Annotated in this window: 10 protein-coding genes and 1 pseudogene; 4 read left to right on the top strand and 7 right to left on the bottom strand. The window is 71.9% G+C overall.

Annotated features, from left to right (window positions below):
- Positions 1-20 precede the first annotated feature (20 nt).
- Positions 21-932 (bottom strand): DUF2135 domain-containing protein, encoded by a 912-nt coding sequence (locus NR792_RS29870; protein ID WP_375761713.1) that lies wholly within the window; start codon positions 930-932, stop codon positions 21-23.
- A 247-nt stretch (positions 933-1179) separates the two neighbouring features.
- The gene (locus NR792_RS29865) at positions 1180-1587 is read right to left on the bottom strand and encodes a low molecular weight phosphatase family protein (protein WP_375756104.1); all 408 of its coding nucleotides are present in this window, start codon (positions 1585-1587) and stop codon (positions 1180-1182) included.
- A gap of 209 nt (positions 1588-1796) precedes the next feature.
- Between NR792_RS29865 and NR792_RS29860 the strand changes: the two genes are divergently transcribed.
- On the top strand, positions 1797-2720 hold the full coding sequence (locus NR792_RS29860) for a TerC/Alx family metal homeostasis membrane protein (protein WP_375756103.1): 924 nt from the start codon (positions 1797-1799) through the stop codon (positions 2718-2720).
- Between the two features lie 6 nt (positions 2721-2726).
- Here the strand turns inward: NR792_RS29860 and NR792_RS29855 are convergent, their stop codons facing one another.
- On the bottom strand, positions 2727-3539 hold the full coding sequence (locus NR792_RS29855) for a hypothetical protein (protein WP_375756102.1): 813 nt from the start codon (positions 3537-3539) through the stop codon (positions 2727-2729).
- 115 nt (positions 3540-3654) lie between these two features.
- Positions 3655-5949 (bottom strand): PAS domain-containing protein, encoded by a 2295-nt coding sequence (locus NR792_RS29850; RefSeq protein WP_375761712.1) that lies wholly within the window; start codon positions 5947-5949, stop codon positions 3655-3657.
- 366 nt (positions 5950-6315) lie between these two features.
- Here NR792_RS29850 and NR792_RS29845 point away from each other — a divergent pair, with 366 nt between their 5' ends.
- Positions 6316-7023, top strand: coding sequence for a hypothetical protein (locus NR792_RS29845; RefSeq protein ID WP_375761772.1), 708 nt, complete (start codon positions 6316-6318; stop codon positions 7021-7023).
- A gap of 63 nt (positions 7024-7086) precedes the next feature.
- Here NR792_RS29845 and NR792_RS29840 read toward each other — a convergent pair.
- The 3 genes and pseudogenes from NR792_RS29840 to NR792_RS29830 all read right to left on the bottom strand — a co-directional run.
- Positions 7087-7527 (bottom strand): annotated as a pseudogene (locus NR792_RS29840) (thermonuclease family protein); the annotation flags it as partial.
- Positions 7524-9269: a lamin tail domain-containing protein gene (locus tag NR792_RS29835; RefSeq protein ID WP_375756101.1), complete on the bottom strand. Its 1746-nt coding sequence runs from the start codon at positions 9267-9269 to the stop codon at positions 7524-7526. The gene NR792_RS29835 and the pseudogene NR792_RS29840, both read right to left, overlap by 4 nt.
- Positions 9270-9281: 12 nt before the next feature.
- The gene (locus NR792_RS29830; RefSeq protein WP_375756100.1) at positions 9282-11321 is read right to left on the bottom strand and encodes a hypothetical protein; all 2040 of its coding nucleotides are present in this window, start codon (positions 11319-11321) and stop codon (positions 9282-9284) included.
- Between the two features lie 195 nt (positions 11322-11516).
- Here NR792_RS29830 and NR792_RS29825 point away from each other — a divergent pair, with 195 nt between their 5' ends.
- Both NR792_RS29825 and NR792_RS29820 read left to right on the top strand, forming a co-directional pair.
- Positions 11517-12290: an alpha/beta hydrolase gene (locus NR792_RS29825; RefSeq protein ID WP_375756099.1), complete on the top strand. Its 774-nt coding sequence runs from the start codon at positions 11517-11519 to the stop codon at positions 12288-12290.
- A gap of 10 nt (positions 12291-12300) precedes the next feature.
- A complete protein-coding gene (locus NR792_RS29820; RefSeq protein ID WP_375756098.1) occupies positions 12301-12879 on the top strand; it encodes a DUF2378 family protein in 579 nt (192 codons plus the stop codon).
- Positions 12880-12883: the final 4 nt, after the last annotated feature.

Raw genomic sequence — 12883 nt, 5'->3', positions numbered from 1 at the left:
TGCCGGGAGCGCCGGTCGCGTCAGTAGTCGCCTTCGCCTTCGCCGCCGGTCTCGCCGTCCCCACTCTTCTGGAGCTCCTTGAGCGCCGCCTCCAGGTTCGTGGGCCAGCCCTTCCCCTTCGGCTTTGGATCCGCGGAGGGCACGTACACCTCCGCCTGCCCGTCCCCCAGGATGTTCACCCACGCGAGCACGCGCGTCGTGCCGGGCGTCGCCAGCGGGATGCGCACGCGGCGGCGGACCTCGCCCGGCGTGCCCTCGAAGAGCGCCAGGTTGAGCGTGGCCACCGTGTGCGCCTTGTCCCCGCTGGGCCAGTAGTTCGTCGCCACCAGGTACACGCCCTTCGGCGGCGCGCGGTGGATGTAGAGGTACGGGCCGTACGCCGGCTGGTCGAAGTCGCCGCCCTGCTCGTTGAGGAAGAACGTGCCGCCGGACGGGCTCTGCGTGTTCGCCCAGTACACGTGCGCCATCGCCTTCACGTCCAGCGTGTCGCCCGCGCTGCTCACGTCCGTGGGCTCGTAGATGTGCAGGTCCGTGTAGACGCCGTCCGTGTCGCTGGTGAGGATGGCCTTGAGCGGCACCGGGGGCACCTGCGCGTAGCTCGTCGCCTGCGTGCGCGCCGTGCCGCCCTTGTTCGTCGCCATCACCGTCACGACGTTCTTGCCGCTGGCCGCGGGGAACTTGCGGCTGAAGCGCCCGCCCTGGGTGCGCATCAGGTAGCGGTCGCCGTTGATGGACACGACCACCGGATCCACCGAGGCGTCGCTCACCGTGCCCTCAATCAGCATCATCCGGTCCACCGTCCACCCGCCGGACGGCGCGCTCAACACCACCGTGGGGACCTTGTCCCCCCGGCCAATGGGCACGCCCTGCTGGCGAGCGGAGACCGACGGCGCCGTCTGCGACAGCAGCCCGGCAAGAAGCACGGAGAGCATCATGGAGCCTGTGAGCCTGGACGTGGGGTGCGCGAACCGCGTGTCCGCGAAAGGACACAGCGTGCGGCAAGCCCCCGCCCGTTTTCAAGCCACCCGCCCCCGACCGGTGCCACGGCCCGGGAAGGCCCCCCCCACCGCGACGCCAGGCATCGCGGGTCCCACCCCCTCCTCGCGTGTCCGTCCGTCCACCCTCAGGCCCGGACACCCACGGTCACGCATCAGAAAGGTACTGCCTCCCGCTCCCTACCTACTGCGGGCGTTCCCAGCCGTGGCGGATCACGAAGTCCGACACCATGGCGGCCGTCGCGTCGCGAATCTTCTCCACGTCCGCCGCGGACTTGCCCATCGGGTCTTCCATGGGCCAGTCCTCGCGCTTCTGGTCCGTCACCGCCGGCGCGTCCGACAGCCCGCCCAGCGTCACCAGGATCTGCGCGCTCTTCGCCAGCTCCGGCGTCAGCCGCTGCGGCTTCGCGTCGCCCAGGTCCACGCCCATCTCCTTCATGGTCGCGAGCACCTCGGGATGCAGACGCTCGGCCGGCTGCGTCCCCGCCGAAATGGCGCGCGCCTTCGCCGGGTCCGCCAGCAGGTTGAAGAAGGCCGCCGCGATCTGCGAGCGACCCGCGTTCTGCGTACAAGCGAAGATGACCGTGTTCATCGCACCGCCTTTGGAGTGTTGAGAATCATGAGGTTCCTGGGCTTACTGGGAAGTATCACATCCTGAGCGGGGAAGAGGACAACGCTCGCCCACCCCCCATCCCATCCCCTCGGCCCGGGGCGTCACGCACCGGGATATGGGTAGGATTTGACTCCGCGCGAAGCCTTCTCGCGAGCGGATGCCGGGGACGTGCCTAGGTTGGAGGGGTCATGCAAAGCACCCCTTCCTGGGCCTGGGTCGTCTTCTGGGCGCTGCTCATCGCGCTGCTGGTGGTGGACCTGCTGGCGCACCGGGGCGGGCGGGGGCAGTCGCGCCGCGCGGCGCTCCTGTGGAGCCTGGCGTGGGTGGGGCTGGGGCTGGGCTTCTGCGGCTTCGTGTGGGTGACGCTGGGCAGCCAGCACGGCCATGAATACCTGGCGGCGTGGCTCATCGAGAAGAGCCTCAGCCTGGACAACGTCTTCGTCTTCCTCGTCATCTTCCGCAGCCTGAACATCCCCCAGCGCTACCAGCACGAGGTGCTCTTCCTGGGCATCTTCGGCGCGCTGGTGTTCCGGGCCCTGTTCATCTTCGTGGGCGCGGCGGCGCTGCAGCGCTGGGGCTGGGTGTCGTACGTCTTCGGCGCCATCCTGCTCGTCACCGCGTGGCGCGTCTTCCGCGAGGACCCGTCGAAGCAGGAGGACAACCGCGTCGTGAGCTGGCTGTCGAAGAAGCTGCCGGTGACGGACCAGGTGGAGGGGCCGCACTTCCTGGTGAAGCACCGGGGCCGCAGGCTCGCCACGCCGCTCTTGCTGGCGCTGGTGGGCCTGGAGGTGACGGACATCCTGTTCGCGGTGGACTCGGTGCCGGCGGCGTTCTCCGTCACCACCGACACGTTCATCCTCTACAGCTCCAACGCCTTCGCCATCCTGGGGCTGCGCGCGCTCTACCTCGTCATCGCCGGGGCCGTGGGGCAGCTGAAGTACCTGCACTACGGCCTCGCGGGGGTGCTGGCGTTCGCGGGGGTGAAGATGGTGGTGGAGCAGTGGGTGCACATCCCGCCGCTCCTGTCGGTGGCCATCATCCTCGTGGTGATTGGCGGCGCGGTGGGGGCCAGCCTCGTGCACCGGCGCTCCGGGCGTCAGGTGGAGGCCTGACGCGCCTCAGGGCGTGGGCAGCCCCGCGGTGCCGGCGGCCTCCAGGGGCTTCGTCATCAGCTCGTCGAACGTGGGGTTCGCCGCCTTCGCGACGCGCTCCGCGTGCTTCTTCAGCAGGGCGGCGTTGGCCTCCTTCACGTCCTTGCCCGAGGCGAGCTCCAGCTGGGTGATGTACTTGCGCAGCCCGGCGCGGCGCTGCTCCAGCTGCAGCCGCTCGGCCTCGGTGAGCTTCGGGTCCTCCAGCTGCGGCGTCAGCGCGGCGAGCTGCGCCTCCAGCTGCGCGAGGTTCGTGGGGTCCGACGCGTGGGACATCGCCACGCCCGCGTCCGGCACCACCTCCGGCGGCGGGTACACCACGGCGGTGAGGCGGCGGAACTCCTGGGGCGACATGTGCCGCGCCTCCAGGTTCTGGAGGAGCACGGTCTGGGCCTTGCCCATGATGCGCATGGAGGCGCCCGCGGCCTGGATCATCGCGCGCCGGCCCCCGCGGTTGAGCTGCTCGCCGTGCGTCCGCATGAACTCGAGCGACTCCTTCTCCATCGCCTGGTAGGCGGGCAGGGTCGCCTCGCGCACCGCGAGGTACGTCTCCAGCCGCGCCTCCTCCAGCTTCAGCACCTTGCCCGCGGGGGGCGGCTGGAAGGGGTAGCGGGCGTTGAGGTCCGCGGTCCGCTGGGCCCGGGCCTGGGTCTGCGCCAGCACCTCCATGCCGTCGCCGCCCATCTGGCCGTTCGCCCAGTAGCCCGTCGCGACCAGCCCTCCGCCCACCAGGAGCAGCCCGCCGACACCCAGCCCCACCCCGAGGATCCACTTCTTGTTCATGGCGCCGCTCTCCTTCCACAAAGGACAGGGCCCGCCCGTCGTCGGAGTCCCTTGGGGAGCCCCTTTGCTACCCGGGCCGTCCCTCCAGGGCAAGCGCGCCCCGGAGGCGCCGCCTTCAGTCCCGGGGGTGAGGCTGGCGCGGCAGCTGGACGAGGAAGGTGGTGCCGTCCTGGAGGTTGGAGCGCACGCGCAGCCGGCCGCCGTGCGCGTCCACGATGTGCTTCACGATGAACAGCCCCAGCCCCAGCCCGTGGGCGGTGCGGTTGCCCTCGCGGGCCTCCGCGCGCTTGAGGGGTTCGAAGAGGTGCGGCAGCAGGCTCTGTGGAATCGGGTGCCCCTGGTTCTTCACCGCGAGCGACACCGTCCCCGGCTGGCCGCGCAGCCGCACGCGCACCGGGCAGAAGGCGTCTCCATAGGCGAGCGCGTTGTTCACCAGGTTGGTGATGACCTGCGCCAGCCGGTCCGGGTCGCACCACAGCCGGGCGTCCCCCCGCCCGTCCACCTCCAGGCGCCGGTCCGGGTGGGCCTGCTGCACCTCGTCCACCACCTGGCGCACCAGGTCCAGGAGGTCCACGTCGCGCGGGGCCATGGGGATGCCGCCGCCCAGCCGGGCCTGGGTGAAGTCCAGCACGTCGCGCAGCATGCGGTGCGCGCGGTCGGCGCTGGAGAGGATGCGGGCCACGGCCTTCTGGTCGCGCGGGTCGGCGTCCTCGCGCTTCGCCAGCGTGGTGGCCGCCATGGTGATGGCGGAGATGGGGTTGCGCAGGTCGTGGCCCACGATGCCGATGAGCAGCTGCTCGAACTCCGCGCGGCGCTTCGCCTCCGCCTCGGCCTCGTGCCGGCCGGTGACGTCCTGCATGGCGCCCACCATGCGCACCGGGCGGCCCTGGAGGTCCTTCACCACGCGGCCCCGGTCCTCGACGAAGGCCCAGGTCCCGTCCCCCCGCCTGAGCCGGTACTCGGCCATCCAGTGGCCTTCCGGGCTGTCGAGCGCCTGCTGCAGCCCCCGCATCACCCGCTCGCGCTCGTCGGGATGCAGGCTGTCCGCCCACCACCCCATGTCCATGACGGGCAGCCCCCGGGACGGGTCCAGCCGGAGGATGCGGGGCGCCATGTCGCTCCAGTGGATTTCATCCGTCACCAGGTCCCAGTCCCAGATGATGTCGCGGGTGGCCTGGGTGGCCAGCCGGTAGCGAGTCTCCGACGCGCGCAGCTCCTGCTCCGCCCGGCGCCGCTCGGTGATGTCCAGCGACACGCCCGACACGCTGACCACGCGCCCCCCCGGGTCGAACACCGGCAGGAGGCGGACCTCGAACCAGACACCCATGAGGTACAGCTCCGTGGACAGCCGCTCCCCGGCCAGCGCGCGCAGGATGACCTCCAGCACGTCCCGCCGGTCCCGGAAGATCTCGAAGACGGAGCGCCCGCGCATCACCTGGGCGGGCATGGACGTGGACGTCACGCCCTCGCCCTCGAAGAGCGTGAACACGCCCTGCGTGTCGAAGGCCCACAGCACGACGGGCAGCTGGGTGAGCACGCGCTGGAGCTGCTCGCGGGCCTCGTCGCGCTCCTGGCGCAGCGTGCGCGTGGTGGTGATGTCCGTGGACACGCCACAGAGGGCCCAGGGCTCCCCTTCCGCGACGCTGGGCAGGGGGAACTTCATCGTGTGGTAGAGGTGCGGCCCGTCGGGCTGGAGCACCTCCTCGTCGAACACCAGCGGCGACTTCGCCGCCAGCACCCGGCGGTCGTTGTGCCGGAAGCGCTCCGCCGTCTCCCGGGGGAACAGCTCCAGGTCCGAGCGCCCCAGCACCGCCGCGCGCTCGTGGCCGGAGATGGTCTCGAAGGGACGGTTGATGAAGAGGTACCGCCCGAGCGCGTCCTTCGCGTAGATGGCGGCCGGGGCGTGGTCGAGGATCTCCTGCAGCCGCAGCTCCCGGGAGCGCAGCGCCTGCTCGTGTTCGTGGACGTAGTGGGCCACCGCCTCCGTCAGGCTCCGGTCCAGCGCGCGCCAGAGCATGCGCAGCTCGTCCGCGCCGAGCGGCCGGTGGGCCGCATCCAGCACCTCCAGGATGGCCTCGCGCAGGAGGCTGTACTCCTGCACCAGCGTCTCCACGCGAGCGCCGGACTGGAAGCGCCGCAGTCCAATCTCCCGGGCATGGGACCAGACCGACTCCTGGGCCCACGCCTCCACGGCCCCCTGGCGGAGGACGAGCACGAGGGCGTCCACCAGCTTGATCATCCCCTGCAGCCGGTCCTGGAACTCGTCGGACATGCCCGGCGGGGCGGGCTCCAGCCGAGCGCTCCAGCGCCGGAGGATGTCCTCGCGCCGCCCCGCCACGAAGTCCGCGAGCAGGTCCGTCGTGGACGCGACCGGGTTCATGCCGGTGCCCCGGAGACACCGGTCGGACAAGGCAGGCCGCCTGCTGTCGGAAGAGTGAGTGTCACCGTTCCCCTGCTCCCTGGACATGGCCGGAGTGGAGGGAAGATGGGCATCGCGCGCCGTGGGATGGATGGGGCCTGCGGGAGGAGGAGGGGTGGGTTGCCCACCTCTGGGATGGAACCCCGGGGGGTGGCAGGCGGCCGTGGAAGGCCCTTGCGAACCGCTGGGTCCCGCCGGGGACCTGGGGGAGACTGACTCCCAGGCACACGGGAGGCAGCAGGCCATGGCATTCGCGGAACACGGCATCGGAAGGCAGGACGCGGACGCGGCGGCGACGGGGCGGTTGCCCCCGGGGACGTGCCCCCAGGGACAGGGCCCGGCGAAGGAGGGCCGGTCATGAGCACGCCCAGGCGGGTGGATCCGCTGGAGTCGCTGGCCCGGGGCAACGTGCGCAGCGTCTGGGAGGTGCTGGAGGCCATGAGCATCCTCATGCGCCGCTACACCGAGGGCCTGCCGCTGAACCTGCCGCAGGTGACGGTGTTCCTGCGCAGCGGGCGCGAGGTGACGGGGCTCGTCCGCGAGTACGGCGAGTTCCGTCAGGGCCGCGGCGTGCTGCTCATCACCTCCGGCGGCTACGGCTCGCACGGGGAAGGCCGGGACGTGACGTTCGTGCCGGACGGGGTCATCGAGGCGCTCACGCTGCACGACGCCACGGTGCTGGACACGCCCGAGAAGTCGATGCCCGAGTCCTCGCCCATGCACCTGCGCCGGCACCTGCCCGCGATGGCCGACAAGCTGTCCAGCGCCTGGGGCACGAAGGTGACGGCGGAGTTCGGCACGGCCACGGAGCTGGAGACGGAGGCCAACATCCAGCCCCTGGCGTGGCTCGTCGAGCACACCGGAGAGGTGCTGACCCAGCTGGCCTCGGCGCCCGACGTGGGCGACGTGCTCCGGGAGCGGGTGCGCAGGGTGCGGCTGTCCGTGGGGGACGCCTTCGGGGCGAGGCTCGCGAACGGCACGCTGGACCTCACCACGTCGCGCCGTCCGGCGGCCTGGCCGCTGGAGTCGGAGCTGGCCCGGGCGGTGATGGACACGCTGCCGTAGGGTGGACGCAGGCGGGCGCCGGCCCCTGGGACACGGCGCCAGACAGCGGCCCCACAGGCCCCGGCGGGCACGCCGGGCCTCCAGCTCCAGGGCCTCGAACTCGCCGCGCCGGGAGGCTCCGGCCGGCGGGATGAACAGCGTGCACGCGTACCCCCGCTGCACGAGCAGCGCGTTCACGTCCTGGCCGTCCACGGACACGTAGGCGAGCCGCCGTCCGAAGCGGTCCGTGCACGCCTCCGCGTCCCGCAGCCGCACCGTGCGGCCCTCCACGAGCGAGCGGTTGAACGCCGCGGCCTCCTCGCCGAAGCAGTCATCGTGGCCCTGCGTCGTCTCCGGGGTGTCGGCGAGCAGGTAGCGGATCCGCTCGCCGTCCTGGAGCACCACGGTGTCCCCGTCGATGACCTTCGCCACCACGCCCGTGGCCGGTCCGCACTCCCCTTCCCCGCCGCCACAGGCGGACAGGACGGTGAGCAGCACCAGCCACGCCAGGCCCCGCGTCCTCATCGCGAGCACGTCCGGTTCTCCCGGCCCGGGGTGCCCCGGTCGCCCACGCCGTACGTCACGCCAGCCGGCGTGGGACAGAAGACCCCGGCCGCGTCGTTGCCGGTGGCATCCCGTACACGCGCATCCAGCTGCGACGACACACCCGGGCTCGCGGCGTTCGTGAAGGCCACCGCGTCCAGGACGGTCCCGTGTGCTGACAGCTTGAGGACATGGGCCCCCGCGCCGTTGCCCAGGCCGAACCCGAACGTGCCGAGCACGGCGGGCAACCCGCCATTGAGCGAAGCATCGTCGCCGCGCGCGAGGACCGCGAAGCCTCCGGCCTTCATCGAAAGGCAGAGCGGAGACTCCAGGATGGAGCTGCCCGCCTCGTTGGCGAGCGTCACCCCGTTGAGGTCCACCTCGCGCAGCGCGAGCACCTCCACCCACTCACCCAGCGCATCCGGGACGGCGCCAGGGTCCGCCATGAACTCGGTGAGCACCAGTGAGCCCACGGAGGGAGCGCGGAGTGCGCGGGGCTGTCCCGTCATCCGGTCGATGCAACCTGCCTGCGTGGCTCCCGCGTCCGCCCCGGTGCAGGTGCGGTTGTTCCGCCCCGGTGTGCCCAGGTTGCCCTTGTCACCGTAGGCCTCCGTGGCCGCGCACCAGGACGTCGCGGCGTCGTTGCCCTTCGCATCGGCGGTGAGCGGCGCGGACACCTGGGTGGCCACGCCATCCTGGGCCGGGCCATACAGCGCGCTGTCGATGAGCACGTTTCCCGCGCGCACGGCGACCACACCGCCCGCGTTGCGCAGGTCCACGGAGAACGTGGCCAGGGGTTCCGGCAGGCCGCCGTTCGCCTCCGGCTCCTTCTTGCGCGCGAGCAGCGCGGACTCTCCGGCGGCGAGGGACAGACAGCGCGCTGATTCCAGACGTGTGCCGGAGGTGTCCGTCCCCACCGTCAGCCCATTGAGGTCCACGGGCGCGGTGGCGCGGACCTCCAGCCACTCGCCCACCGTGTCGTCGCCTCGCGGGTTGGCCATCACCTCGGTGATGATCAGCTCTCCTGGACGCGGAGGTTGGACCTCCCGGGGAGAGACAGCTCCCGGCGGCAGGCACGTCGTGACACGCCCCCCGTCGCCCGAAGGCACTCCGCCGTCCGTCAACGCGGGACACGGCGCGTTCGCGCTTCCCGGCGTGGCCTCTGGTGCGTCACACCAGCGCGACAGGTCGTCATTCCCTTCCGCATCGGGCACGAACCGGCCGTCATAGGTCCGGGCCGCGCCTGACTTCGCCGGCGCGCCGAGCACCACCGTGTCGAGCACGCGCGTCCCGCACCGCAGGCCCAACAGCCCGGAGCTGTTTCCCAGCGCGCCGAGCGCATCCCCATAGGTCCCATCGACATGCCCGGGCAGTGCCCCCTCACGCACGTCGCCGAGCACGACGAAGGTCCCCGCATCCACCGGCAGGCCCGTGGTGAACGTATAGACCCGCTCCTGTGCCGCCTCGTCGCGCGCGGTGAAGAGCGTCACGCCCAGCAGGTCCACGGTCTCGCGGGTGGGGTTGTGGAGCTCCACGTACTCCCTGCCCGTGTCCGCGCCCGTGGGGTCGTTGAGGTACTCGGTGATGACCACGTCCCCAGGCAGCAGCGCTTCACAGGCCTGCGGCGCCTCCTCCCACGCGGGCAGCCCGCACGCCCCCAACCCTCCCAGCACCCATCCCAATCCCAGCCACACGCCCCATCCCCGCACTGCCCAAGCCGCCACACTCCGCTCCCTTCAGAACCGCGTCTCCACTTCCAGCGCGAACAGGTGCCGGGGCGCATCCGGCGGCGTCCGGGCACCTCGCGCGTCCTTCAAGTCGATGACCCACGCGTACCGGGCCCGCGTCGTCACGGCGTCGGCCGCCGTCCAGCTCGCATCGAGCGTGGCCCGGAAGGACTGCTCCAGCCGGTTGCGCGTCGACAGGTCCTCGTCCTTCCACACGGCGCGGCCCCGCAGCCTCACGGCCTCGCAAGGCCGCACCTGGGTCTCCACCACCGCATGCGCGTCCTGCCGCACGCCGTGGTTCACCGGATCATCCACGCGCGCATGCGCGTACTGCGCCGCCACGGACACGGCGTCGTGAAGCTCCGCCTTCACCCGGGCCGTCACACGCAAGAGCGAACCCGAGCAGGGCTCCTCCCCCGAACCCTCGAAGCAGTCCCCCGCCACGCCGACGTCCTTGTCCCGGTACTCGCCCCACAGCGACGGCTGGAACAGCGCATGCGTCCGCCAGTCCACCCGCGCCGAGGCCCGCAGGTTCACCGTGCCAGCACTGCCCACCGCCGCACCGTCGGAAGGCAGCGTCCACGCATCCACCTCCCCGCGCAGCCGCAGCGCGCCCTCCAGCCGATGCAGGTAGCGGATGCGTGCGCCCACCTCATTCCGGGCCCGTGAGCCCTCCAGCTCGTCCGGCCCGGACATCGCGCCCGTGTAGGGATTGGCGAAGCCGCGACCGTAGGCACGCAGCGACAGCTCCAGCTCCTTCGACGTGCCCGCCACCACCGTGCGCTGGAGCACGCCGAATCCACCGCCTCCGCCCGGCGCCGCATCGAACGTGCGCGCCGCCTCCATGAAGAGGTCCACGGCGCCCAGGCCCCACGCACCATCGAAGCCCACCGCGCCGAAAGCACCGCCCGCCGGGTAGCCGGCCGTGGAGCGGAAATCGAGCGCCACGCCCTCCACGCGCCACACCGGCTTCGCGCTCCAGGCCGTCACGCCCAGCTGCGACCGCGAGGTCCAGGCAATCGCCGCGTGGCCTCCGCCTGCCCATTCGTGGAACACGCCGGGCAGCGTGCGCGACACCACGCGTCCCGCGGGGGCTCCCGTTCCCTGGAGCCACACCCCTGGAGCCTTGCAGGCAGCGCCCTCACAGGACGTCCGTTCCAGCAGGGCATGCGAGAGCAGCGAGCGGGACTGGTACGAACCGAAGCCCGTCACGGACACCTCCGAGGAGGCCCCCACCGCGCCCCGCACCGTGCCCACCACGCCCCGGAAGCCTTCGTCCCACTGGAAGTCCGGCGTCACCTCCGCGTCGCGCTCCTCGGGCGCGCAGGCCCCTTCTCCCAGGAAGCACCAGCGCTCCACGCCGCCCGGCGCACGCACGGCGTCGTCGGGCAGGAAGCCCTCCGGCGTGGGCAGCCCCGTGGTGTCCAGCGTCAGCCGCTGACCGAAGCCCAGCCGGTACGAGCCCACCAGCACGGAAGCCCGCTCGCCCGTCCACTGACCGTGGAACTTGGGCACGACCACCGACACACCGGGCGCCTCCGCCACCAGCGTCCGCCGGCTCGCATCCCGGTGCACCGCGCCCAGCCGTCGCCGGGTCAGCGACGTGAGCAGCCCCACGCGCCAGCCCTCCGGCCCCGCCACGCGCACCTGGAGCGCCAGCGGAGGGAGCACCGGATCCAACGCGGCGAACGCCGTCAGCAGCCGCGCGTCCCCCGACACCCGCTCCGGCGCCGACGACCTCAGGAAGGGCGCCAGCCGACGCCGCTCCTCCGACGTCAGCCCTCCGGAAGCCGCAAGCCCATCCACGCGCGCGTACGTCAGCCCCGGCAACGCATAGAGCCCCGCGCGCGACGCATGCGCCGGATCCACGCCCGAGCGCCGCAGCACCAGCAGCGCCGCCAGCGTCTCCGCCGTGATGGCGCCGTCCTCCCTCAGCGCGAACAGCGCCTGCTCGCCACTGTCCTCGGGTTCAACCTCATAGGAGGCCGCGAGCGACGCGATGGGCAGACCTGCCAGGAGCAGCCACACGGCAACGAGGACGGAACGCACGCGGCGGGCCCTCTGCACGAGCGGGACCACTCTTCCCTACAGCGAAGTCCTGACGCGTGGTCCATCCCTTCCCCGGACTCGGCGTCCAGGCAAGGGACGGCGGTCCAATCCCTTGCACGTGGGCGTCGGGCGGTGCGGCTATGCTGCGGCCACATCCTCGCGAGGGCTGGTCCCGTCCGGCCCCAAGAACAGCGCATGGGCCACGTCCACATCCTTCGCCACTTCCCCTCTCCCCAGGAGGGATTCAACCGCACCGTCCGCATCTACACGCCGGACAACTACGACGCCTGGCGGGACCACCGCTTCCCGGTGCTCTACATGCACGACGGGCAGAACGTCTTCGCGCATCCGGAGTCCGCCGTCTTCGACACGTGGTGCGCCAACCGCGTCGCGGAGGAGAGCGTGAGCGCGGGTCGGATGGAGCCGTGGCTCATCGTCGCGGTGGACTCCGGCCCCGGCCGCTTCCAGGAGTACTCGCCGTGGGACGAGCCGCGCAACGGCGTCTCCGCGCGCGGTGAGGCCTACGGGCGCTTCCTCGTGGAGGAGCTGAAGCCATACATCGACCGGACGTACCGCACGCGCCAGGGCAGCGAGTGGACCGGCACCATGGGCTCATCGCTGGGCGGCCTCATCTCGCTGTACCTGGGGTGGAAGTTCCCGCGGGTGTTCGGGCGCATCGGCGCGCTGTCGCCCACGGTGATGTGGAGCCAGGGCCGCCTGTTCGACGCGTGGCGCGAGCACAGCCAGCGCTGGACGCGCATCTACCTGGACGCGGGCGACACCGAGTTCATCCACGCGGGCGGAATCCCCCTGGACTACGGCCAGGGCACGCGCGACTTCTTCCACCACCTCAAGGGCCTGGGCTACGGCGACCACGAGGTGTCGCTCGTGCTGGAGCCCGGCGGCGAGCACCACGAGAAGGACTGGCAGCGCCGGCTGCCGGGTGCCATGCAGTGGTTGCTCAGCTGAGCTCCCGCCCGTGACACGCCGTCCCCGGTCGGTGCCGCCCGAGCAGCGGCAGGTCTACGTGCAGGTCGTGGAAGGCCTGCTCCAGCACGGCTTGAAGGGCCAGGTGTCTCCCCGCCTGCGTGAACGGCTGCGCCAGGCGGGCGTGGACCTGGACCGGCCGCTCTTGCCGCTCTACCCCGTGCCGCTCTGGTCGCGGTGCATGGACATCGTCGTCGAGGAGGTCTACCCGGACGTCCCTCGCGCGGAGGGCTACGCCCGGCTCGCCCGGGCGCACGTGGAGGGCTACGGGTCCACGCTCCTGGGGCGCGCGGTGATGGGCGTGATGCGCGTGCTGGGCCCCCGGCGCATGGTGCACCGGCTGCCGGAGGTGCTGCGCGGCACGGACAACTACACGGAGGCGACGCTCACGGAGCGGGGCCCCACGCACTTCGAATTGCACCTCAACTCGAGCCTCGGAGGGCCCGGCTACGTGGAGGCGCTCTTCGAGGGACTGCTGGCCGCGGGCGGCGCGAAGGCGCCCCGCGTGACGAAGCTGCACGACGACGGGGCGAGCACCGTGTACGCGCTCACCTGGACGCCGGAGCCCTGACGGC

This window comes from Corallococcus exercitus (assembly GCF_042231735.1).
GTDB lineage: Bacteria > Myxococcota > Myxococcia > Myxococcales > Myxococcaceae > Corallococcus > Corallococcus exercitus_B.
This window is presented reverse-complemented; position numbering and strand designations above follow the sequence as displayed.